This window comes from Bacillus sp. FSL K6-4563, from assembly GCF_038630405.1.
Taxonomy (GTDB): Bacteria; Bacillota; Bacilli; order Bacillales; family Bacillaceae; genus Bacillus; species Bacillus pumilus.
This window is the reverse complement of record NZ_CP152030.1, coordinates 3434358-3454467: the sequence shown is the minus strand read 5'-3', so window position 1 is coordinate 3454467 and position 20110 is coordinate 3434358. Positions and strand designations below refer to the sequence as shown.

Annotated in this window: 20 protein-coding genes; 13 read left to right on the top strand and 7 right to left on the bottom strand. The window is 42.5% G+C overall.

Features of this window, described 5'->3' with window-relative positions; translation table 11 throughout:
* Positions 1-37 precede the first annotated feature (37 nt).
* From MHH54_RS17610 to MHH54_RS17600, 3 genes are all read right to left on the bottom strand, one after another.
* Positions 38-706 (bottom strand): glycosyltransferase family protein, encoded by a 669-nt coding sequence (locus tag MHH54_RS17610; protein WP_106035726.1) that lies wholly within the window; start codon positions 704-706, stop codon positions 38-40.
* Positions 699-1388, bottom strand: a complete 690-nt coding sequence (locus MHH54_RS17605; RefSeq protein ID WP_106029471.1) for a class I SAM-dependent methyltransferase — start codon at positions 1386-1388, stop codon at positions 699-701. The genes MHH54_RS17610 and MHH54_RS17605 overlap by 8 nt, the downstream gene beginning before the upstream one ends.
* Before the next feature lie 299 nt (positions 1389-1687).
* Positions 1688-1828, bottom strand: coding sequence for an anti-repressor SinI family protein (locus MHH54_RS17600; RefSeq protein WP_003215413.1), 141 nt, complete (start codon positions 1826-1828; stop codon positions 1688-1690).
* Positions 1829-2283: 455 nt separating this feature from the next.
* On the opposite strand from MHH54_RS17600, the gene MHH54_RS17595 reads away from it, so the two are divergent.
* Positions 2284-2667, top strand: coding sequence for a GtrA family protein (locus tag MHH54_RS17595; protein ID WP_223251280.1), 384 nt, complete (start codon positions 2284-2286; stop codon positions 2665-2667).
* Positions 2668-2694: 27 nt separating this feature from the next.
* Positions 2695-2952 (top strand): hypothetical protein, encoded by a 258-nt coding sequence (locus tag MHH54_RS17590; RefSeq protein WP_342500488.1) that lies wholly within the window; start codon positions 2695-2697, stop codon positions 2950-2952.
* 35 nt (positions 2953-2987) lie between these two features.
* Here MHH54_RS17590 and MHH54_RS17585 read toward each other — a convergent pair whose 3' ends face one another.
* Positions 2988-3833: an AraC family transcriptional regulator gene (locus MHH54_RS17585; protein WP_003214606.1), complete on the bottom strand. Its 846-nt coding sequence runs from the start codon at positions 3831-3833 to the stop codon at positions 2988-2990.
* A gap of 176 nt (positions 3834-4009) precedes the next feature.
* Between MHH54_RS17585 and MHH54_RS17580 the strand changes: the two genes are divergently transcribed.
* From MHH54_RS17580 to qoxD, 8 genes are all read left to right on the top strand, one after another.
* Positions 4010-5194: a galactokinase gene (locus MHH54_RS17580; RefSeq protein WP_342500487.1), complete on the top strand. Its 1185-nt coding sequence runs from the start codon at positions 4010-4012 to the stop codon at positions 5192-5194.
* Positions 5194-6186, top strand: a complete 993-nt coding sequence (gene galE / locus MHH54_RS17575; RefSeq protein WP_106032070.1) for a UDP-glucose 4-epimerase GalE — start codon at positions 5194-5196, stop codon at positions 6184-6186. Before MHH54_RS17580 ends, galE begins: the two co-directional genes overlap by 1 nt.
* Before the next feature lie 34 nt (positions 6187-6220).
* Positions 6221-7741, top strand: coding sequence for a UDP-glucose--hexose-1-phosphate uridylyltransferase (gene galT / locus MHH54_RS17570; protein ID WP_342500486.1), 1521 nt, complete (start codon positions 6221-6223; stop codon positions 7739-7741).
* A 4-nt stretch (positions 7742-7745) separates the two neighbouring features.
* On the top strand, positions 7746-8828 hold the full coding sequence (locus tag MHH54_RS17565; protein ID WP_003214911.1) for an aminopeptidase P family N-terminal domain-containing protein: 1083 nt from the start codon (positions 7746-7748) through the stop codon (positions 8826-8828).
* 516 nt (positions 8829-9344) lie between these two features.
* On the top strand, positions 9345-10301 hold the full coding sequence (gene qoxA, locus MHH54_RS17560; RefSeq protein ID WP_095117964.1) for a cytochrome aa3 quinol oxidase subunit II: 957 nt from the start codon (positions 9345-9347) through the stop codon (positions 10299-10301).
* Positions 10302-10328: 27 nt separating this feature from the next.
* Complete coding sequence (qoxB, locus tag MHH54_RS17555) at positions 10329-12287, top strand: cytochrome aa3 quinol oxidase subunit I (protein WP_003215069.1); 1959 nt, start codon at positions 10329-10331, stop codon at positions 12285-12287.
* Positions 12287-12904 carry a cytochrome aa3 quinol oxidase subunit III gene (gene qoxC, locus MHH54_RS17550; protein ID WP_003214975.1) on the top strand — a complete coding sequence of 206 codons (618 nt, stop codon included), beginning with the start codon at positions 12287-12289 and terminating at the stop codon, positions 12902-12904. Before qoxB ends, qoxC begins: the two co-directional genes overlap by 1 nt.
* Before the next feature lies 1 nt (position 12905).
* Entirely contained in the window at positions 12906-13286 is a 381-nt protein-coding gene (qoxD, locus tag MHH54_RS17545; protein ID WP_003215204.1) for a cytochrome aa3 quinol oxidase subunit IV, read from the top strand.
* Positions 13287-13363: 77 nt separating this feature from the next.
* Here the strand turns inward: qoxD and MHH54_RS17540 are convergent, their stop codons facing one another.
* Positions 13364-13630, bottom strand: coding sequence for a spore morphogenesis/germination protein YwcE (locus MHH54_RS17540; RefSeq protein WP_003215279.1), 267 nt, complete (start codon positions 13628-13630; stop codon positions 13364-13366).
* Positions 13631-14104: 474 nt separating this feature from the next.
* On the opposite strand from MHH54_RS17540, the gene MHH54_RS17535 reads away from it, so the two are divergent.
* From MHH54_RS17535 to MHH54_RS17525, 3 genes are all read left to right on the top strand, one after another.
* Positions 14105-15316 carry an FtsW/RodA/SpoVE family cell cycle protein gene (locus MHH54_RS17535; protein ID WP_106066982.1) on the top strand — a complete coding sequence of 404 codons (1212 nt, stop codon included), beginning with the start codon at positions 14105-14107 and terminating at the stop codon, positions 15314-15316.
* A gap of 110 nt (positions 15317-15426) precedes the next feature.
* Complete coding sequence (gene nfsA, locus MHH54_RS17530; protein WP_003214931.1) at positions 15427-16176, top strand: oxygen-insensitive NADPH nitroreductase; 750 nt, start codon at positions 15427-15429, stop codon at positions 16174-16176.
* A 56-nt stretch (positions 16177-16232) separates the two neighbouring features.
* A complete protein-coding gene (locus tag MHH54_RS17525; protein WP_342500485.1) occupies positions 16233-17234 on the top strand; it encodes an LLM class flavin-dependent oxidoreductase in 1002 nt (333 codons plus the stop codon).
* A gap of 15 nt (positions 17235-17249) precedes the next feature.
* Here MHH54_RS17525 and MHH54_RS17520 read toward each other — a convergent pair whose 3' ends face one another.
* Both MHH54_RS17520 and MHH54_RS17515 read right to left on the bottom strand, forming a co-directional pair.
* Complete coding sequence (locus MHH54_RS17520; protein WP_003214732.1) at positions 17250-17477, bottom strand: hypothetical protein; 228 nt, start codon at positions 17475-17477, stop codon at positions 17250-17252.
* 81 nt (positions 17478-17558) lie between these two features.
* Positions 17559-19985: a S8 family serine peptidase gene (locus MHH54_RS17515; protein WP_342500484.1), complete on the bottom strand. Its 2427-nt coding sequence runs from the start codon at positions 19983-19985 to the stop codon at positions 17559-17561.
* Between the last annotated feature and the right edge of the window lie 125 nt (positions 19986-20110).

Below are 20110 nucleotides of genomic sequence, written 5' to 3'. Positions count from 1 at the left end.
AGTATATCATAAAAAAGGCACCCGAAAAGGGTGCTTTCTATCGATAATTTGCAAGAAATGTTTGTCTCGCTTTTTCATATGCTTCCGCATCAAAATGATCTCCGCATTTGTGGATGCACCAAGGCTCTTCTTGTTTCGCAATGCCAACCTCATAGCCCTGTTGCATGAATTCAAAGGATTGCGAAACATCATAAAAATGAAAGCCATCAAAGAGGTCCTCACGCCACTTCACATCATATTGCGTCGCCATGAAAAGACCATCAATCGCCGAAGCGTTCATATAATCTTGCGTTTCTGCCTGTTGACGACCACTTTCAAACGAAAGCAGCTGATAGGTGTCGTGACGATATTCAATGACTTTCCCCCTGCAATCAGGACTTTCCCACCAGATTCCATTGTCAGGCACGCTTTCTGCACCTATGACCCCAATCATCCCAAGTGATGGATTTTGTAAAAAAAGCGGGATCAACTCAAGCAGCATATGCTGTTTGACAATCAAGGTATCTTGATGAAGATAAATTTTAAACTGAGCTGGATGAGTGATGGCTTCATTATAAGCAGAGGTCATACTGGATGCATGTCTAATCGGCAAAACCTCCACATGATATCCATGGGGAGCAGGAAGTGAAGCGAGCTGCCGAAAGCAAGCCTGAAACATAGACTCATCATTTACACATAAAACAAACAGGATGGTGGGGTTACTCATGAAGCTGAACCGCCTCAACCACATACTGATAGGCGGTAGCGGCCTCATGAAAATCTGAACGAATGCCATGCTTCATGAGTAATTCATGTAAATCACTCATTACGCTCGCGTAGGAAGGATGCTGTACGCGAATGGTTTCGAGTTCGCGAATACGAAAGCCTGCTGAATGAAAGAGTGCATGAATTTCATGAAGAGTGAAGAAACGTAAATGAGTTTGATCCATTAATCCTGCATCTGTATAAGTGAATCTGCCGGCTAATAATTCTAAAACGGTTGATATGTGACCGATATTTGGAATGGATGACAGGATGGCTCCTTCTTTTTTAAGGAAAGGTTTGACCTTCTTTAAAACGGCCCACGGGTCCAATAAATGTTCAAGGACATCTCCGAATATAATGCAGTCAAATTGTTCCTGTTCGTAAGGGAGCGTCATCTGTTCAATATTTCCGCATAGCACATGATCTAGCTCTTGCTCAGCCTCTTTTGCTGCATTCTCAAACGATTCAATTCCATAAATGGTCCGGCCCTTTTGTTTCAGGACTTTTCCAAGCTTGCCTGTGCCGCATCCGATATCCAATAAAGACGTCCATTCCTCACGAATACGGCTGACAATGACCGGGTTCACGCCATGATAATACTGATCCTTTTTTTGGTGATAATAGGAAAGGGAATCTGAACTCACGCTCTACCCACCTTTCTGCTTTCTCATTGTTTTCATGCTTAATATATGGGTGGGGAGCTTGGTTTTATAACGAGAGAAGAACAATTTTTATGAATAGTAGCTAAAAAAGGGATCATATAAAGAACGGGAAACGGACTGTCCTCCTAATATAGAAAGACAGAACCCCATGAGTGGAAGGGATTGGTATGAAGGGGTGTTCTACTGTAGCGTATCGTCATGAAAGGATTTTTAAAAGGTCAATTGACAAGTCAGAACTTTTAGCCAAAGCAGTCTGAAAGACAAAGGATAACGGCGTTGATTTACGGTTTGTTTATCATCTTCTGATCACCGTTGGATGTTAAAAAAGCTTGTATTTCTTCGATGGCTAGTCCAATTTTTTTCGCTTCCTGAATCAAATAAACCCACTCTTCGTCAACTCTTCTTTTCACTTGCGTATCCATAATATCCTCCAGTTCAATAAGACATATTCATCTGCAACCAATGACTTGAACAAACCGTCTAGTAACTGTACGTGTGGATGAAAACAGCGCAAAATAGATTTTGTCGAAAAATGATGACATTTAACCTATTTTGTAAAATCTATCACCTACCACGTTCCTAAAAAAATGACTAAAAAACCCATAAATATTGATTTCTTACTTCTAATAATAAACAATTGTAAAGTCAGTTAAAAGATTATAAATTAAAATAATGAAAAAGACCTAAAACATTTGGCTTATATAAACCAATTAGGTGACATATGCCATCGAGTAGAACAAATTTCATCTGTGCAGGACGTACATATTGTTCGTTTGGGAAGTTCTTCTCAAGATGATATTCTAAAAGAAACAGAAACCACCAAGAAGGAATGAAGAAAGACATGTATAGCCTTTTTCAAAAGTATCAAGAAGTTGTCATGTATCTTGTGATGGGTGTGTGTACAACCATCGTCAACATAGTCAGCTTCTACTTATTCGTTGAGATGTTTTCCATGGATTATAAAACAGCTACAGTTGTTTCATGGGTATTTGCTGTTCTCTTTGCTTATATCACCAATAAGAAGTATGTCTTCAAGCAAAAGGCCCATGATACGAAAAGCCTTATGCGTGAGCTTTCTTCATTTTTTAGTGTTCGTCTCATGTCTCTAGGTGTAGATCTAGGGCTGATGATTTTATTTGTGACCCAAATGGCGCTCAATGAAACTGTCGCAAAAATTCTTGTCAACTTTGTGATTGTGGTCGTGAATTATGTCGCCAGTAAATGGTTCGTCTTCAAGAAAACAAAAGAAGATGCGATTTAACACTTGAAAAAAGATAGGTGATATGAAATGAGCAGCAGGCCAGACGAATTATATGATGTCATATATCAGCAAACAGAAAAGCAGCATGAACAAGTGCTGAGGCTAGTCAAAGAAATGACCGCACATCCAGAAGCGTTTTCGGAACAAGAAAAGGAAAAGATCAACCGAATGGACATTGCGCTTCAAACAGCAACGGACATTTTGGAAAACTTAATGACACCTCACACGCAAATGACCATTGTTTTAAGACAAGGGAGAATTCATGTTGACCTGACGAAAGCGTAAAAGAAGCAGCCAATTGTGAAAGCGGCTGCTTTTTATTATGCATCGCTTGTTTCCCGCAGTTGCTTTGGAGACATGCCGATTTTCTTTCGAAAGACTTTATTCAAGTAATTCGCATTTCTGTAGCCGCACTGTATGGCGATTTCTTCAATCGAGTATTTTGTTGTTTTCAATAACGTTTCCGCCTTTTCTAACCGAATATTGGTTAGATAGTGAATAGGTGTGAAGCCAGTGGCCTTTTTGAATTCCCTCGTAAAATGACTTTTGGATAAACGTGCCGCAGCTGCCATATCGTCCGGGCCAATTTCCTCGTGAAAATGATGGCTGGCAAACAATGCCGCTTGAACGATAGGCTCGGGCCATTTCTCCATTTGTCCCTCAAGCTTTGGCAAATATGAATACAGTTCCATGACAAATTGATAAGCAAGGCTAGACCCCTCAAATGGATTGGTAATCCGTCTTTCACTGGCTTCATCATAAATGGTCTTGAGCAGGCGGATAGGTCTGGAATTCGGATGAAAACGCATGACCTGCTTTCCTTGGTCAATAAATTGGTCAAAGCAAAGATCGCAGGCTTCCCCGTAAAGCGTTAAATAAAGAAATTCCCAATGCTCACTGTCTTCTGGAAAATAATATTGGTAGGCACTTGGGCTTTTCACGAGAAAGGCCTGACCCGGCAATACTTTGAAACGTTTCTCTCCGATTTCAATCATGCCATGTCCAGACAGTGTGAGCTGAAAGATGCACTTGCCCTGATCCTTCCGCTCCACGCCATTCCAGCTATATAACGAAGAAGATTGAACTTCCCAGCCAACAGACCAGATTTGTGCTGGCAATGTCACATCAGAATGGTGAAAACGAAATGCAAATGCTTCTTTCTTCAAATTGGAAACCCTCCTTCACAGCAAAAAACAACCTTTTTCTATTTAGAATCATGTTACACCTCATATCACATCGTACCATTCACAGCAAAAAAAGGGTATTTTTTAACGATTTTTTTACCATTGAACTGATGCTGCTGGGACAACTAAAATAAAAAGTATCAGAAGAGAAAAGGGGAATGGATATGATCGATACGTTACGCGCGGCATTTCACCAGCAATTTGGAGATAGAGAAGAACTTCGCTACTTTTTTGCCCCAGGAAGAGTGAACTTGATTGGTGAACATACAGATTACAATGGAGGACATGTATTTCCATGCGCGCTTACTCTCGGGACGTATGCTGCTTGTGCGAAGCGGTCAGATGGCCGCGTGAGAATGTATTCCTTGAACTTTGATCGTGATGGTGTGAAAGAATTCAATCTTTTTGAAATCGCTTACGTAGAATCGGACGGCTGGGCAAATTATCCGAAGGGTGTGTTCAAACAGTTTATCGAAGCAGGAATGAAGATAGAAGAAGGCTTTGACATTGTGTACAGTGGCAATATTCCAAATGGTGCAGGCCTGTCTTCCTCTGCCTCCATTGAGCTTGTTACCGCTGTTCTCATCAACGAATGGCATTCATTCAGCGTTTCAAATGTCCAACTTGCCCTCCTTTCACAGCGTGCAGAGAATGAATTTATTGGTGTCAATTGCGGGATCATGGATCAGTTTTCGATTGCCCTTGGAAAAGAAGATCACGCCATTTTGCTCAATTGTGACACCCTTGCCTTTGAATATAGTCCGTTTCGGCAAGAGGGACTTGCGCTTGTCATCGCCAATACAAACAAAAAACGGACACTGGCTGATTCCAAATACAATGAGCGCCGGGCAGAGTGTCAATCCGCTTTAAATGATCTTCAGAAAGAAATCGACATTGCCCACTTATGTGAGCTCACTGCGGATGAATTTGCGAGGGTTGCCCACTTGATTGAAGATGACGTCTGCCGCAAACGAGCAAGACATGTCTTGACGGAAAACGAGCGGACGATGAAAGCAGTAAATTTTCTGAAAGATGATAAAATGGAAGAACTAGGTGGGCTCATGAAGGCTTCTCATCTTTCTTTAAAGAATGATTATGAAGTAACAGGACTTGAACTAGATGCACTGGCTGAAGCAGCTTGGCGGCACCCGGGGACGATTGGCTCCCGTATGACAGGTGCAGGCTTTGGCGGATGTACGATCAACATCGTGAAAGAAGAGCTGCTAGATTCATTTATAGAAGAAACTGGTGCGATATATCAAGAGAAAACAGGGATTCAAGCCTCTTTTTACACAGCTGGAATTGGAGGCGGCGCAAGAGAACTCACAAAGGGGGAAGTGTGATGACAATTTTAGTTTGTGGAGGAGCAGGGTACATAGGCAGTCATGCGGTGGCGGCTCTTTTAGCGAAAGGCGAACGAGTAGTGGTAGTGGATAATTTGCAGACAGGCCACAAAGAAGCTGTTTTGGAAGGAGCTGTCTTAGAGGAGGGTGATTTACGAGATCACGCCTTTTTAAGACAGGTGTTCAAAAGGCATCAAATAGAAGCGGTCATGCACTTTGCGGCAGATTCACTTGTTGGGGAGAGTGTAACAGACCCGCTTAAGTACTATAACAACAACGTCGGCGGAGCAACTGCTTTACTACAAGTCATGAATGAATTTGATGTGAAACACATCGTCTTTTCTTCCACTGCTGCTGCATACGGTGAACCGAAGCGGGTGCCGATCGATGAAACGGATGAAACGAACCCAACGAATCCTTATGGAGAAACGAAACTAGCCATTGAAAAAATGCTGAAGTGGTCTGAGCAAGCGTATGGAATAGAATACGTAGTACTTCGCTACTTTAATGTAGCTGGTGCCCATACAGAAGGACTTGTCGGAGAGGATCATCAGCCTGAGACGCATCTCATTCCAATTATTCTGCAAGTTGCTTTAGGAAAACGGGATCAAATCATGATTTACGGTGATGATTATGAGACAGAGGATGGCACGTGTATTAGAGATTACATTCATGTGATGGATTTAGTAGAGGCACACATCTTAGCTGTTGACCGGCTGCGTGCTGGAAAAGGCAGTGCGACCTACAATTTAGGGAATGGAACAGGGTTCTCTGTGAAGCAGGTCGTAGAAGCCGTCAGAAAAGTCACCGGGCATGCCATCCCTGCACAAGTGGCAAAAAGGCGCGCGGGAGATCCAGCAAAGCTGATTGCTTCTTCTGAAAAAGCACTGCAAGAATTGGGATGGACACCTCAATATGCTGACCTTCACACGATCATTCAGAGTGCGTGGGATTGGTTTCAGAAGCATCCAGATGGCTACCAAAGTGAATAAAACGTAAAGGCAGGCAAGAGAGGGGACAGAGGGAATGGCGATTGATATTTTTGAAAAGCTGGAACAGCTGATTCAATACGGGATGAATAAAGAGCTGATAACATCACTAGATATCGAATATACGAGAAATCGACTGCTTGAGGTGCTCAGACTCGATGAAGCGGAAGCAAGAACAGTCTCAGGAGAAGAAGACCTTGAAGACATCTTAATGCCGATGCTCGATTGGGCAGTAGAAACAGAACTTATTCCTGAGGGGACGGATACGTATCGTGATTTACTAGATGCGAAAATCATGGGCTGCTTGGTGGCACCTCCAAGTGTCATCTATGCGAAGTTTGAGGAAAAACGTCAGCAGGGAGGACCGAAGGCAGCTACGAGCTGGTTCTATGAGATGCAGCAGCATGCACACTACATTCATACAGGCAGGATCGCCAAAAATGTACAGTGGTTTACACGAACAGACGATGGTGTGCTAGAGATCACCATTAATCTATCGAAGCCGGAAAAGGACCCCAAAGCCATCGCTGAAGCCAAGAAGCTCAGTCAAAAGCAATACCCTCTTTGTCTCCTTTGTAAAGAAAACGTTGGGTTCGAGGGACGGATTAACCATCCAGCGAGACAGAATCATCGGATTATTCCTGTGTCACTCTCAGGTGAATCGTGGTTTCTGCAATTTTCACCTTATGTGTATTACAACGAGCACTGTATAGTGTTCAAAGGCACACATGAGCCAATGAGCATCACCAAAAAGACCTTTGAACGACTGCTTTCCTTCATATCTATATACCCGCACTATTTCATCGGGTCGAACGCCGACCTTCCGATTGTCGGTGGCAGTATATTAAGTCATGACCATTTTCAGGGCGGTGCACATGAATTTCCGATGGCAAAAGCAGAGATGGAAGAGGTCTTTTCTCTCAATGCCTTTCCAGGTGTGCGAGCTGGTATTGTGAAATGGCCGATGTCTGTGATCCGCCTTCGAAGCAGTGAGCGGCAGTCGCTCGCAGATGCAGCAGACTTTATCTTACATGAGTGGAAACTGTATTCAGATGAAGAGGTGGGGGTCATCGCTCATACAGGAGAGACACCTCACAACACCATTACACCTATTGCGAGGCGCCACGGGGATGACTATGAATTAGATTTAGTGCTTCGTAATAACCGTACAAATAAGCAGCACCCGGACGGCATTTTCCATCCGCACGAAGAAGTCCACCATATTAAAAAAGAGAATATCGGATTAATTGAAGTCATGGGCCTTGCTGTGCTTCCTGGTAGATTAGCAGAGGAAATAAGCCAATTAAAAGAGGCTTTGCTATCCGAAAATCCACTTGAAGAAATCAAAGCCCGTCCTGCTATCATGAAGCACGAGGCTTGGGCGAAGCGGCTGCTTGAAGAGAATTCCTTTACAGAGAACAATACCGAAACCATTTTACAAAAAGAAATTGGCTTTATTTTTTCTCGAATTCTCTCGCAGGCAGGTGTGTTTAAAAGAACTGAGCAAGGGAAAATAGCTTTTAACCGTTTCATTCAAACACTTCAAACAGGCAGGTGATTAGATGATTGAACAAGTAAGAGAACTAATGGAAGAAAAGCAGCTTGAGGGTGTTTTGATTCAAAAGCGAAATAACTTCTCCTGGCTGACAGGCGGAAGAAGGAATCATATTGTGTTAAATACGCCAGAGGGCGTGTGCCAGCTGCTCGTCTTAAAAGACGACCTCGTTCTCATTGTGAATCAAATGGAAGAAAAGCGGATCATTGAAGAGGAAATGGCGTACGTCGATCATCCGTTTCAAGTGGTCACAATGGATTGGTATGAGGATGAGACCCCATACATTCAAGAACTCACAAAAGGTAAACGAATTGGGACGGACATTCAAATGGATGGATTCGAATGGATCGAACCGGATTTGTCGAATATTCGCTCGATCCTAACTGCCTCACAGCTCAGACAATATGAAACGCTCTGTCATGAAACAGCGGTCATTGTAGAAAGTGTCTGTCAAGAAATTGTTCCAGGGCAGACCGAGCACGAGATTGCTTCGCTTGTTGCTCAAAGAGCCATTGCGCAAGGGATGACGATAGAAGTCCTGCTTGTGGCAACGGATGACCGGATCCATCAATACCGTCACCCGATTCCAACAGATAAAGCTCTTCAAAAGCACGCGCTTGTTGTTCTCTGCGCGGAGCGGCACGGGCTCGTTGCAAATGTTACAAGGTCTGTTTACTTTGGTCAGCTTCCGAAGGAGCTTGAAGAGAACAAAGAGCGGCTAGCACGAATTGACACGGTCATGAATGCCGCCACACGTCCTGGGGAAACATTAGGAGATGTTCTGAAAGCAGGTATTGCTCAGTACGAAAAAGAGGGCTTCCCTGATAGCTGGAAAAAGCTTCATCAAGGGGGAAAGACGGGATTTGTATCTAGGGAAATCATTGCTGTTCCCTCATCGAAGGAAGAAATTCAGCTTCATCAAGTGTTTACATGGAACCCTTCATTGCCTGGACTGAAATCAGAGGATACGATTGTTGTAGAAAAAGAGGGCAACCGCTTTTTAACGTATACAGGCAAGTGGACGTACATGGACATTGAACATGAAGGGAAGATCTATAGACGACCTGACATCTTAGTGAGAGATGAATAAATGCAGAGTGCCGGCGCTGAGCCGGTTTTTTGCTGGAAGTCTTTAGCGAGATTCCACTAATTCAGCATCATTACCAATTCTTACAGCGTATACACAGAGGATCGATACTTTCTTTTCTTGTGAACTTGCGTTAAAATGAGTAAGGTTTTTGTTAAATGTGGGGATACCTATTTTGAAATTGTTTACCTAGATAAAATTTCATTAAGTTAAATTGAAATTTGACCAAACTTTTTTATTGTGGTAAACCTAAATTTGACAAAGTTCTTGATTGTTTGTCCTTTGCCTTCAACTCTCAACTTTTCAAAATCCTAGAAATTTATTGTGTGTGCAATAATATAAATTTATGTCGAATTTATGACATTTTAATAGAAATCTGTTGAAAAATAAATGAACTTTTGAAAAAAGGGAAGCTAACTCTAACAGATTTTGATAGCATTACAAAGGGAAGAAAAGTTTTCGAAGGCAGATGGCTTTTCACAATTATTCAGCAATATATACATTATCTAAGGAAGGATGGTGATCTTCTTGTTCAGAGCCATTAAACCTATGCTTTTATTAGCGATGCTCGTGAGTGTTTTTTTATTAGGAGGTTGCAGCAATATCGCTGTTTTAGATCCTAAAGGACCTGTCGCAGCACAACAAAAAGACTTAATCCTTTTATCCATCGGATTCATGCTCTTTATCGTTGGTGCGGTATTTGTACTGTTTACCATCATTTTGGTAAAATACCGTGAGCGTAAGGACGTTGGAAACGCCTCTTATAATCCAGAACTACACGGGAATACGCTTCTAGAAGTTATCTGGACAGTGATCCCAATATTAATCGTTGCTGCCCTTTCAGTTCCAACTGTAAAAACAATTTACTCTTTGGAAGAGGCACCTCAAGCAACAAGCCATAAAGATCCTCTTGTCGTTTATGCTACAGCTGTTGATTGGAAATGGATCTTTAGCTATCCAGAGGAAAATATTGAGACAGTGAACTACTTAAACATTCCAAAAGATCAGCCGGTTTTATTCAAAATCACTTCTGCTGATACAATGGCATCACTATGGATTCCTCAGCTAGGCGGGGAGAAGTATGCGATGGCTGGAATGGAGATGGAACAATATCTTCAAGCTGATCAAGTTGGCACATATGAAGGAAGAAACGCCAACTTCACAGGCGAGGGCTTTGCTCAGCAAAAATTCAAAGTCAATGCGATGAAGCAGTCTGACTATGATAAATGGGTAAGCAAAACGAAAAAAGAAGCACCGAAGTTAACGAAGAAAACGTATGACTACTTGATGCTTCCTGATGCTGCAGATGTGCAGACATTCTCATCAACACATTTATCCTTTGCGAAGCATGGAGAGGATTCTGAATACGCACTCCAAGCACGCAAACGTTTAGGTTACCAATCAGTTTCTCCGCATTCCAAAACAGATCCTTTCGAGAATGTGAAGAACTATAAAAGAAAACTAGATAATGAATAAACTGACTAAGGAAAGGAGGAGGCCGTTATGCATTTGAAATGGGATGAGTTTTTTGTAACTGGAGACCCATTAATTCTTGGTGCGCAAATTTCTATCGCTCTTACTTCCATTGCTATCGTGTTTGTTTTAACCTACTTTAAAAAGTGGAAATGGCTTTGGAAAGAATGGCTAACATCAGTTGATCATAAAAAGCTTGGGATCATGTATATCCTTGCTGCTGTGATTATGTTCTTCCGCGGTGGGGTAGACGGACTGATGATGCGCGCACAGCTGGCGCTTCCTAATAATACGTTTTTAGATTCCAACCACTATAATGAAATTTTCACAACGCATGGTACGATCATGATTCTATTCATGGCGATGCCATTTTTAATTGGTTTAATCAACGTCGTTGTACCTCTTCAAATTGGTGCACGTGACGTTGCATTCCCTTATTTGAACAACCTGAGCTTCTGGACATTTATGGTCGGAGCGATGCTGTTCAACATTTCCTTCGTCATTGGAGGATCACCAAGTGCAGGCTGGACGAGTTACATGCCGCTCGCCGGAAATGATTTCTCACCAGGACCTGGACAGAACTATTACTTGCTCGGGCTCCAAATTGCAGGTATTGGTACACTTATGACTGGTATTAACTTCATGGTGACCATCTTAAAAATGCGTACAAAAGGTATGACGCTTATGCGTATGCCGATGTTTACATGGACAACATTGATCACGTCTGTCATCATCGTATTCGCATTCCCTGTACTAACAGTTGCTTTAGCACTTATGACATTTGATCGTTTATTCGGTTCTGCATTCTTTACACTCGAAGCAGGCGGTATGCCAATGCTTTGGGCGAACCTTTTCTGGATTTGGGGACATCCTGAGGTATATATCGTGATCCTGCCGGCTTTCGGTATTTTCTCAGAAATCTTTGCGACGTTCTCAAGAAAACAGTTGTTTGGTTACAAAGCGATGGTTGTATCGATTGTGGCAATCTCTGTTCTTAGTTTCCTTGTGTGGGTTCACCACTTCTTTACAATGGGGAACAGTGCAGCGGTTAACTCATTCTTCTCGATTACAACAATGGCAATTTCTGTACCAACAGGTGTGAAAATCTTTAACTGGCTCTTTACGATGTATCGAGGCCGTATCAGCTTTACTTCACCAATGCTTTGGGCACTTGGTTTCATCCCGAACTTCGTTATCGGTGGTGTCACTGGGGTTATGCTTGCGATGGCAGCTGCGGATTACCAGTACCATAACACGTACTTCCTTGTATCCCATTTCCACTATGTATTAATCGCAGGTACTGTCTTTGCTTGTTTTGCTGGTCTTGTTTTCTGGTATCCAAAAATGTTTGGTTACAAGTTAAACGAAAGAATCGGCAAATGGTTCTTCTGGGTATTCATGATCGGATTTAACATCTGTTTCTTCCCGCAGTACTTCTTAGGACTGCAAGGAATGCCAAGACGTATTTATACGTATGGACCAGAAGATGGCTGGACTGCACTAAACTTTATCTCAACAATTGGTGCATTTATGATGGGTGTCGGATTCATCATCCTTTGCTACAACATTTACTACAGCTGGAGACACGCGAAGCGTGAAGTGTCTGGAGACAGCTGGGGAGAGGGACGTACTCTTGACTGGGCGACATCTTCTGCAATTCCGCCGCATTATAACTTTGCAGCACTTCCAGAAGTGACAACACCAGATGCATTCCATCATTGGAAGCAAAACAATGTAGACGTTCATCCTGAAAAAGAATTCAAGAAAATTCACATGCCGCACAATTCAGGCAGACCGCTTATCATGTCTGCATTCTTCGGACTTGGTGCATTCGGTCTTGTATTTGAATGGTACTGGATTGGCGTTATTGGCTTAATCGGTGTATTTGCAACGATGATTTTACGTTCATTCGAATACGACGATGGCTACTATATTCCTGTTGAAGAAGTGATTGAAACAGAGAAAAAGAATAAGGAGGCGCAGAAGTAATGGGACATAATGATAGCAGCTATGCAAATGCACCGCTTGAATATCAGTCTGAAACGGGACGTTTAAACATCCTTGGTTTCTGGATATTCCTTGGCGCGGAAATCGTGTTATTCTCAACACTTTTTGCGACCTACTTTGTTCTTCATGGCAGAACAGCTGGCGGCGTTTTACCAGCTGAGCTGTTTGATATGAAGCTTGTATTGATCATGACATTCCTGCTATTGGTTAGTTCATTTACATGTGGGATTGCCGTTCATGAAATGCGCCGTGGAAGTACAAAAGGGGTTGTCATTTGGACGATTCTGACACTGCTTCTAGGTGCAGGCTTCGTTGGCTTTGAGATTTTCGAGTTCTTCCATTATGTACATGAGGGCGCGAGCATTCATACAAGTGCGTATTGGTCTGCATTCTTTGTACTCTTAGGAACTCACGGACTACACGTATCCATCGGTATCTTCTGGATTACCGGGGTCTTGTTCCAAATTAAAAAACGTGGATTAACTCCACAAACAGCATCGAAGATTTTTATCTCAAGTCTATACTGGCATTTCCTTGATGTAGTATGGATTTTCATCTTCACAGCTGTTTACTTGATCGGATTAGGGGGGCTTTTGTGATATGGCTGGAAAAACAAATTCCTCAGCAGAGCACGAACACTTCCCTTGGAAACACGTAGTTGGCTTCATCCTATCCATCGTGCTAACGATCTTAGCATTCTGGATTGCCATTGGAGCTGAAATTGGCAGTTCTGCAAAACTTTGGATTATCTTTGGTTTTGCCTTCATTCAAGCGTTCTTGCAGCTATTCATGTTTATGCACATGACAGAAAGCGAGAACGGAACTGTTCAAGTCGGAAATACATTGTTTGGTCTGTTTTGTGCGATTATCTTCGTTATCGGATCTGTTTGGATCTTTGCGGCTCACTACAGCCACGGAGAGAACAGCAAAGACGGTTATTCACCTTCTGCGCCAAAGCAATCTGAGCATTCAGAGAAATAATAAAAAACCACTCATCTCTCAAAGGTGAGTGGTTTTTATCATGATGTTGATAACGTCTCCAATAAGTGGTGCGTTATTTATCTGGTGCTACTGAATCTTTTGCGAATGAATGGAAGTCCATAAATGAGGAACGCTGCAATATGTGCCAAAATGACGTTAATGGCAAAGAATGCGATCATGAAGGTATGTCCTGCTGGAGATAAACTGCTTGTCATGTAAAGACCGAAGAAAATCCACATAATCATAATGGGTGGAATAGAAGCTAGTGCAATTTTTCTGTTTTCGAGCCATAAAAACAGGGGTGTAGCCGTTGCAATACATAGGTACGCAAAGAACATATCCATCGTATCCAACTCCTTTGTAAGTTGATGTTCAATTCAAATGAGAGGTCAGGATGCAATTGTGTCTGTTTTTAGGAGATATTGTGAACATTTTGTTACAAGTATTATACCACAATTGACTTTGAAGTAAACTCAATAATTGGAAAATGGGCCTTATTCCGTAGAGTAGTTTTTTCCTTTTCTGTCCATAAAACTTATGCTGACTTGATAATTGCTTGTCATATCGCCACATAGGTCATTGAATTTTCCCCTTAATATCTGTAAAATAATCTTTTTAAAGGACTCGTGATCGGTTGAATGGAAAGAGTATAGAGGAATTTTTTCCTATTGTTAGGATGAAAAGTATTTCATTTTTTGAAAAATGATTGGAACCTTTCGGATGTATCTTCCGTCATATTTAAGGTGAGTTGCTTTTGTGAAAATTTCAATCTAATATAAATAAGGGCTTTTATGTTTTGTAATAAGGGTGGTTAGTTCATGAACAAGCAGAATACATCTCCGTACTATCAAGGGGATTTAATTTTTATATTTTTAGCCTTCTTTGCCATCAGTGTCATTGCGATTTATGCTGCGGGTCAATTTGGGCAGTATGGATCTAATGCATGGACCAGACAGATTATTTATTACATGGTCGGAGTTATATGTATCGTAGCCATAAATTACTTTGATTTGGAGCAATTAGAGAAGCTAAGTCTCTATATTTTTATAGGCGGCATCCTGTTGTTACTCTTTCTGAAAGTCGCTCCTGCACAAATCGGAGGTCATGATTTTGCTCCAATTAAAAATGGTGCAAAAAGCTGGTTTGTGATACCGGGGGTTGGAACACTTCAGCCCTCAGAGTTCATGAAAATTGGTTTGATTATGATGCTCGCATCTGTTATTGGCAAGTCAAGCCCTAGAGGAAAACGGACATTAGAAGATGATATCTTCCTTCTATTAAAAATTGCCGGGGTGGCAGCTGTTCCAGTTGGACTGATTTTCTTACAGGATGCAGGTACGGCAGCTGTCTGTATGTTTATTGTCGTTGTGATGGTGTTTTTATCAGGGGTCAATTGGAAGCTGATTTCTCTCATCGGTTCCGTTGTTGTGCTTTTAGTTGCCGCTGTGTTAGCCGTGATCATACTTTTCCCTGATGTTGCAAAAACAATCGGCATTCAGCAGTATCAGATTAACCGGATTACCGCTTGGCTACCTGATAGTTCTACGTCAGCCAACCAAGCGCAGACTCAGGATGCGTCTGGGTCTGATAAATATCAAGTAGACCAGGCCATTATGGCTATTGGTGCTGGACAGATTTTTGGGAATGGGGTTAAAAACTTAAAAGTCTATGTCCCAGAAGCACAAACAGATATGATTTTCTCCATTATAGGAGAAGCCTTTGGTTTTATTGGCTGTGCGTTTGTTGTGATCATGTTCTTCTTCTTGATCTACCGGCTTGTTGTGCTGATTGATCGTATCCATCCTTATAGCCGATTTGCATCATTCTTTTGTGTAGGATATACAGCACTTATTGTGATCCATACGTTCCAGAACATTGGAATGAACATAGGCGTAATGCCTGTAACAGGGATTCCGCTCCTATTTATCAGCTTCGGAGGAAGCTCTGTTTTATCTGTTCTCATTGGATTCGGAATTGCTTATAACGCAAGTGTTCAATTAACGAAATACCAAAGTTATTTATTTAAATAAAACGGGTAAGGGCAGTCTAAGCATAGACTGTCTTTTTTCATTCGAGTTTTAATTTTTGAAAAGCCATATGGCTTTGCCTTATGATAGTAGAAGTGAAGGAGGTCTTCGAATTGAACAAAACGATAGAAACGATATTAAATCATCGGTCCATCCGTTCGTTTACAGACGAGCGTTTGTCCGAAGAAGAGGTGCTGACACTTATTAAAAGTGCACAGGCTGCTTCGACATCAAGCTATGTACAGGCGTATAGTATTATTGGGGTGACAGATCAGGAGAAGAAGGCCAAGCTTGCTGAACTGGCTGGGAATCAGCCATACGTTGAGAAGAATGGGCATTTCTTTGTCTTCTGTGCAGACTTGAAACGCCATGATGATATTGCAAAAAAAGCAGGGAAGAATCATCAGGAGGCGCTTGAGAATACGGAAGCCTTTCTCATTAGCGTCATTGATACGGCGCTCGCTGCGCAAAATATGAGTATAGCCGCAGAATCAATGGGACTTGGGATCTGCTATATAGGCGGTCTGCGTAATCAACTGAGAGAAGTCTCTGATTTGCTTGAAACGCCATCATATGTGCTGCCGTTATTTGGTCTGGTTGTCGGACATCCAGCGAGTCAATCGTCACAAAAGGAACGACTGCCAGTTGAACTCATTTATCATGAAAATTCATATCAGCAAGATGAAGCACATGTGGATCGTTATATAAAAGAATACGATGACCGTATTTCATCATATTATGAAGAACGGACAAACGGAGAGAGAACCGATACTTGGTCTAAGCAGATGCTTCGCGGCTTTAGTCAGCCAAAGCGTGCCTTCCTTGGAGAATTTGTGAAAGAGAAGGGCTTTAATCGAAAATAAATAAGAAATCCCCCTTTCGATGGAGAGAGGGGGATTTCTGTAAGAGGTGCAGTAAGATGAAATTAAGTATACTGGATCAATCTCCTTTAATTGGAGATGCAACACCTGCTGAAGCCTTGATGCAAACGGTTGAATTGGCAAAGCAGGCAGAGAATTGGGGCTATCACCGTTTTTGGGTATCAGAGCATCACTTTTCAAATCGGCTTGCAGGGTCGAGTCCAGAGGTGCTTCTCGGTCATCTATCAGCCGTTACGTCACATATACGTATTGGCTCAGGCGGTGTGATGCTGCCTCACTATAGTGCCTATAAAGTAGCAGAGAACTTCAGGGTTCTTGAAGCACTCGCTCCTGGCAGAATCGATCTTGGAATTGGACATGCTCCTGGTGGTATGCCCATTTCCTCCATAGCTCTTCATCATGGTGAACGAAAACGTCTAGGTGATCAATATCCTGAGCAGGTAGAAGAGTTGAAGGTCTATTTACACGACCTAGCGGATGAATTTTACCCGCTGCCCCATTTAACCGCTTCTCCGAAGGTAGAGACTGCACCAGAGGTATGGATGCTTGGTTCCTCTGGAGGAAGTGCAAGACTTGCGGCGAAAGCAGGTGCAGGCTATACGTTTGCTCTATTTATCAATGGCGAAGGCGGAGAAGATTCTGTGGAGCAATATATCAACCGGTTCGAACCTTCAGCATTCGGTGATGAGCCGCGCGTTAGTCTGGCGGTCTTCGTTTTATGTGCTGAAACAGAGGAACAGGCAGAAAAACTGGCAGTCAGCTTAGATTTATCCTTACTTGCCAATGAACAGGGGCAAAACCTCGGGGGCTTTCCTTCATATGAAAAGGCACAGGCTTATTCCTATAGTCCATATGAACAAAAACGAGTGGCTGCCAATCGTCAAAGGATGGTGGTTGGAACGCCATCTTCTGTGAAAAAACAGCTGACGGCACTAACGAAGGCTTATCGTACAGATGAAGTGATCGCCGTGACCATCACTCACCGCATGCAAGACCGGCTCACATCTTATCGTTTATTAAAAGAAGCCTTTGATGCATAACGTATGTATGTCTGTTTACCGTCCACGCAGCCGGTAGATAGGGAAGAGGAGCATCATGATGAAAATAAACGCGGCTGTCACCAGCAAACTAAGCGGGTAAATGAAGGACACATAGACCGTCAGCTCGCATGCTTGATGAAAAGGACGAGGATGGTTCGCATATAAAAGGGTGAAAAAATACACCAAGGTGATCGTTAGAAAAAAAGCAATAAAAAAAGAAACGATCCATAGCAATATCAACATCAATCTCTCTTTCCTCCATATATGATCGAAAAGCCTTGATGAGCGGATCCGCTCATACAAGGCTTTTCTTGTGATTCACATTTATTCAGGATAAATATCGAAAGGTTCCTTCGTTTGAACCGTGTCGGATTTCCCTTTCAAACTTGCATACGCAAGCATTGTATACTCACCAGGTTCGAGCTTTTGACCTTGATTAATTGTGCCATTCCATTTTACGCGGTGTTCTCCTTTATCAACATGTTGATAAACACCTGCTTCACCTAAATACTCTCCATCTGTCGAGTAGACGAGGAATGCAAGGTTTTCAGCTCCGCCAGGCAGATAGCTGCTAATGACATAGCTTCCAGCACGGTTATCCGGCTCTACAGAAACCGAAGTGACGCGAGGATAATCAGGCTCTTTTACAATCAATAAAGTCGGAATCTCTGTGACCTTTCTGCCATTTTCGCGAAGGGTAATGCTGCCTTGGTACGTTCCTTTTTTCGTTTTACCATATTTCACTTGTACCGCGGAAGTAAAGGACCCAGTGGAATTCCCTTTGACAGTGATTTTTTTCGTTCCATTTGTGCTGATGCCGCTGCCATCGAATTTGTAATCAATGGTATACGTTTTCGGTGCTTTTGAAAGGTTTTCTACCTTGAATTTCTTTGTTTTGATTTGAACGCCTTTTTCTTTCAAGAAAGTGCCGTAAGAATAACTCGCATCAGAAACGATAGATGACGCTTGGAGTGATTCAATGATTCGAACACTGCCTGTCCCTTGTGTGTTGTGAGGGAATGGGCTGCCGTTTGCGTCAAATAGTTTTTCTGCTGTATTCATCAGCAATGCTTTGATTTGTTCTGTTGAGTAAGATGGGTTTGCTTGCTTCATGATCGCTGCAACCCCTGCCACATGCGGTGAAGCCATGCTTGTCCCTTGCTTTGAGCCATATCCGTAAGGTTGAGAAGGATCATGCGTTGGGATTGTACTCACAATGCTGACGCCTGGCGCTGATAAATCAGGTTTAATCATCCACGTATCCACAACTGGTCCACGAGAGGAGAAGTCAGCGACTTGCTCACTAAGTTCTTTGACAAATTGAATGGAGAAAGTCGTTGTATTGTTTCCAGCCTCAATGGCTTTGACAAGCGCCGTTCCTTCAGCTTTTGAAAGCTTAATCGTAGGAAGAGCAAGACCCGGTACATCGACAGGGATTTCTCCATCGGTGTTGTTATACATCACAACGCCGATTGCACCAGCAGCTTTTGCATTGTCGACTTTATCAACAAAGGCAATGGCTCCTCGTTCGATCACGGCAACCTTTCCTTTCACGTCGATGTCTTCAAACGCTTTTTCGTCACCGATACCTGCATGGACGAGTGTGACTTGTTTTTGGTCAAGTGCTTTTAAATCACTCTCTTGGTAGTAGCCCATCACTTTTGCAGTAGAATAGTTCGGGAATTTCACATTGTAAAGGCTGTACGGAAGCTGAGTTGCTCCGACAGATATTGCATCTCTTGACGTGCCGGGAGATCCGACTGTCCAGCTGTTCGGACCGCTGTTTCCATTTGATGTGACAGCGACAACGCCTTCAGACATGGCCCAATCGAGTGCGATGCTTGTAGCATAATCAGGGTTATTCACACTGTTTCCGAGAGAGAGGTTCATGACATCTGCTCCATCAGTAACAGCACGGTCGATGCCTGCAAGGACGTTTTCAGTCGTCCCAGAACCGCCTGGTCCAAGTACACGATAAGCAAGAAGTGTGGCATCCTTTGCGACACCTTTAATTTGTCCGTTGGCAGCAATTGTTCCTGCGACGTGTGAGCCATGGTCTGTCGATTCACCTCTAGGGTCTCCTTTAGGTGTCTCTTGCGGAGAATAATCATTATCAACAAAATCATAGCCTTTGTATAAACCGAAGTTTCCTTTTAAATCAGGGTGGGTATAGTCTACTCCAGTATCAATGACAGCGACTTTTACCCCTTTTCCAGAGTAGCCGGCATCCCAAGCTTTTGGGGCACCGATAAATGGAGCGCTTTTATCCATAAGGGGGGAGACATCTTCGTTTGGAAGCTGGATGCTTTCTTTTTTCACTTCATCTGTTTGATATGTAACATCCGGATAAACGGCTTTTACTCCGTCAACTGCGAGCAGCTTCGGAATTTCGTTTGCAGGAAGTTTCATAGAGAAACCAGAGAAGACTTTTTCATATTCTTGACGAACACTCGCTTTATCAATTTCTTTGAGTGCTTCATTTTTTACTTTTGTTCGAGATTTTTTGAGGGAGGCCTTTGTTTGAGCTTTGCCTTCTTGCTTTGCTTCAACTAAGGATTTTTCCTTTAATTCAACAATGACAGTGGTATGTTTTTTAGATTTGACATTGATTTCACCGAAGATTTCTGCTTTTTCCAGTTCCACCTGTTTGTTCGATGGAGCGGCACTAGCCTGTTGACCTGTAAAGAATGTGGATAAAATAAAAATAGTGGAGAACAATAGAACAGAAGAACGAGAGATGACCTTTTTCATTAATTTTCCCCTTTCTAGCTGTGTTTTTAGGGAGATAGCCTTTCTTTATGTGGATAAATAGGAAAGATTCACTGCCCGTTATTAAGTATTCAATACGATGAAAACAATTCCTTTACTAAAATGGT

Bases quoted from the DNA above. Each gene is read 5' to 3' on its own strand.
- MHH54_RS17610 (WP_106035726.1), bottom strand. From the start codon at position 706: ATGAGTAACCCCACCATCCTGTTTGTTTTATGTGTAAATGATGAGTCT.
- MHH54_RS17600 (WP_003215413.1), bottom strand. From the start codon at position 1,828: ATGGATACGCAAGTGAAAAGAAGAGTTGACGAAGAGTGGGTTTATTTG.
- MHH54_RS17595 (WP_223251280.1), top strand. From the start codon at position 2,284: ATGTATCTTGTGATGGGTGTGTGTACAACCATCGTCAACATAGTCAGC.
- MHH54_RS17590 (WP_342500488.1), top strand. From the start codon at position 2,695: ATGAGCAGCAGGCCAGACGAATTATATGATGTCATATATCAGCAAACA.
- MHH54_RS17580 (WP_342500487.1), top strand. From the start codon at position 4,010: ATGGATATGATCGATACGTTACGCGCGGCATTTCACCAGCAATTTGGA.
- galE (WP_106032070.1), top strand. From the start codon at position 5,194: ATGACAATTTTAGTTTGTGGAGGAGCAGGGTACATAGGCAGTCATGCG.
- galT (WP_342500486.1), top strand. From the start codon at position 6,221: ATGGCGATTGATATTTTTGAAAAGCTGGAACAGCTGATTCAATACGGG.
- MHH54_RS17565 (WP_003214911.1), top strand. From the start codon at position 7,746: ATGATTGAACAAGTAAGAGAACTAATGGAAGAAAAGCAGCTTGAGGGT.
- qoxB (WP_003215069.1), top strand. From the start codon at position 10,329: ATGCATTTGAAATGGGATGAGTTTTTTGTAACTGGAGACCCATTAATT.
- qoxC (WP_003214975.1), top strand. From the start codon at position 12,287: ATGGGACATAATGATAGCAGCTATGCAAATGCACCGCTTGAATATCAG.
- qoxD (WP_003215204.1), top strand. From the start codon at position 12,906: ATGGCTGGAAAAACAAATTCCTCAGCAGAGCACGAACACTTCCCTTGG.
- MHH54_RS17540 (WP_003215279.1), bottom strand. From the start codon at position 13,630: ATGGATATGTTCTTTGCGTACCTATGTATTGCAACGGCTACACCCCTG.
- MHH54_RS17535 (WP_106066982.1), top strand. From the start codon at position 14,105: ATGAACAAGCAGAATACATCTCCGTACTATCAAGGGGATTTAATTTTT.
- MHH54_RS17525 (WP_342500485.1), top strand. From the start codon at position 16,233: ATGAAATTAAGTATACTGGATCAATCTCCTTTAATTGGAGATGCAACA.
- MHH54_RS17520 (WP_003214732.1), bottom strand. From the start codon at position 17,477: ATGTTGATATTGCTATGGATCGTTTCTTTTTTTATTGCTTTTTTTCTA.
- MHH54_RS17515 (WP_342500484.1), bottom strand. From the start codon at position 19,985: ATGAAAAAGGTCATCTCTCGTTCTTCTGTTCTATTGTTCTCCACTATT.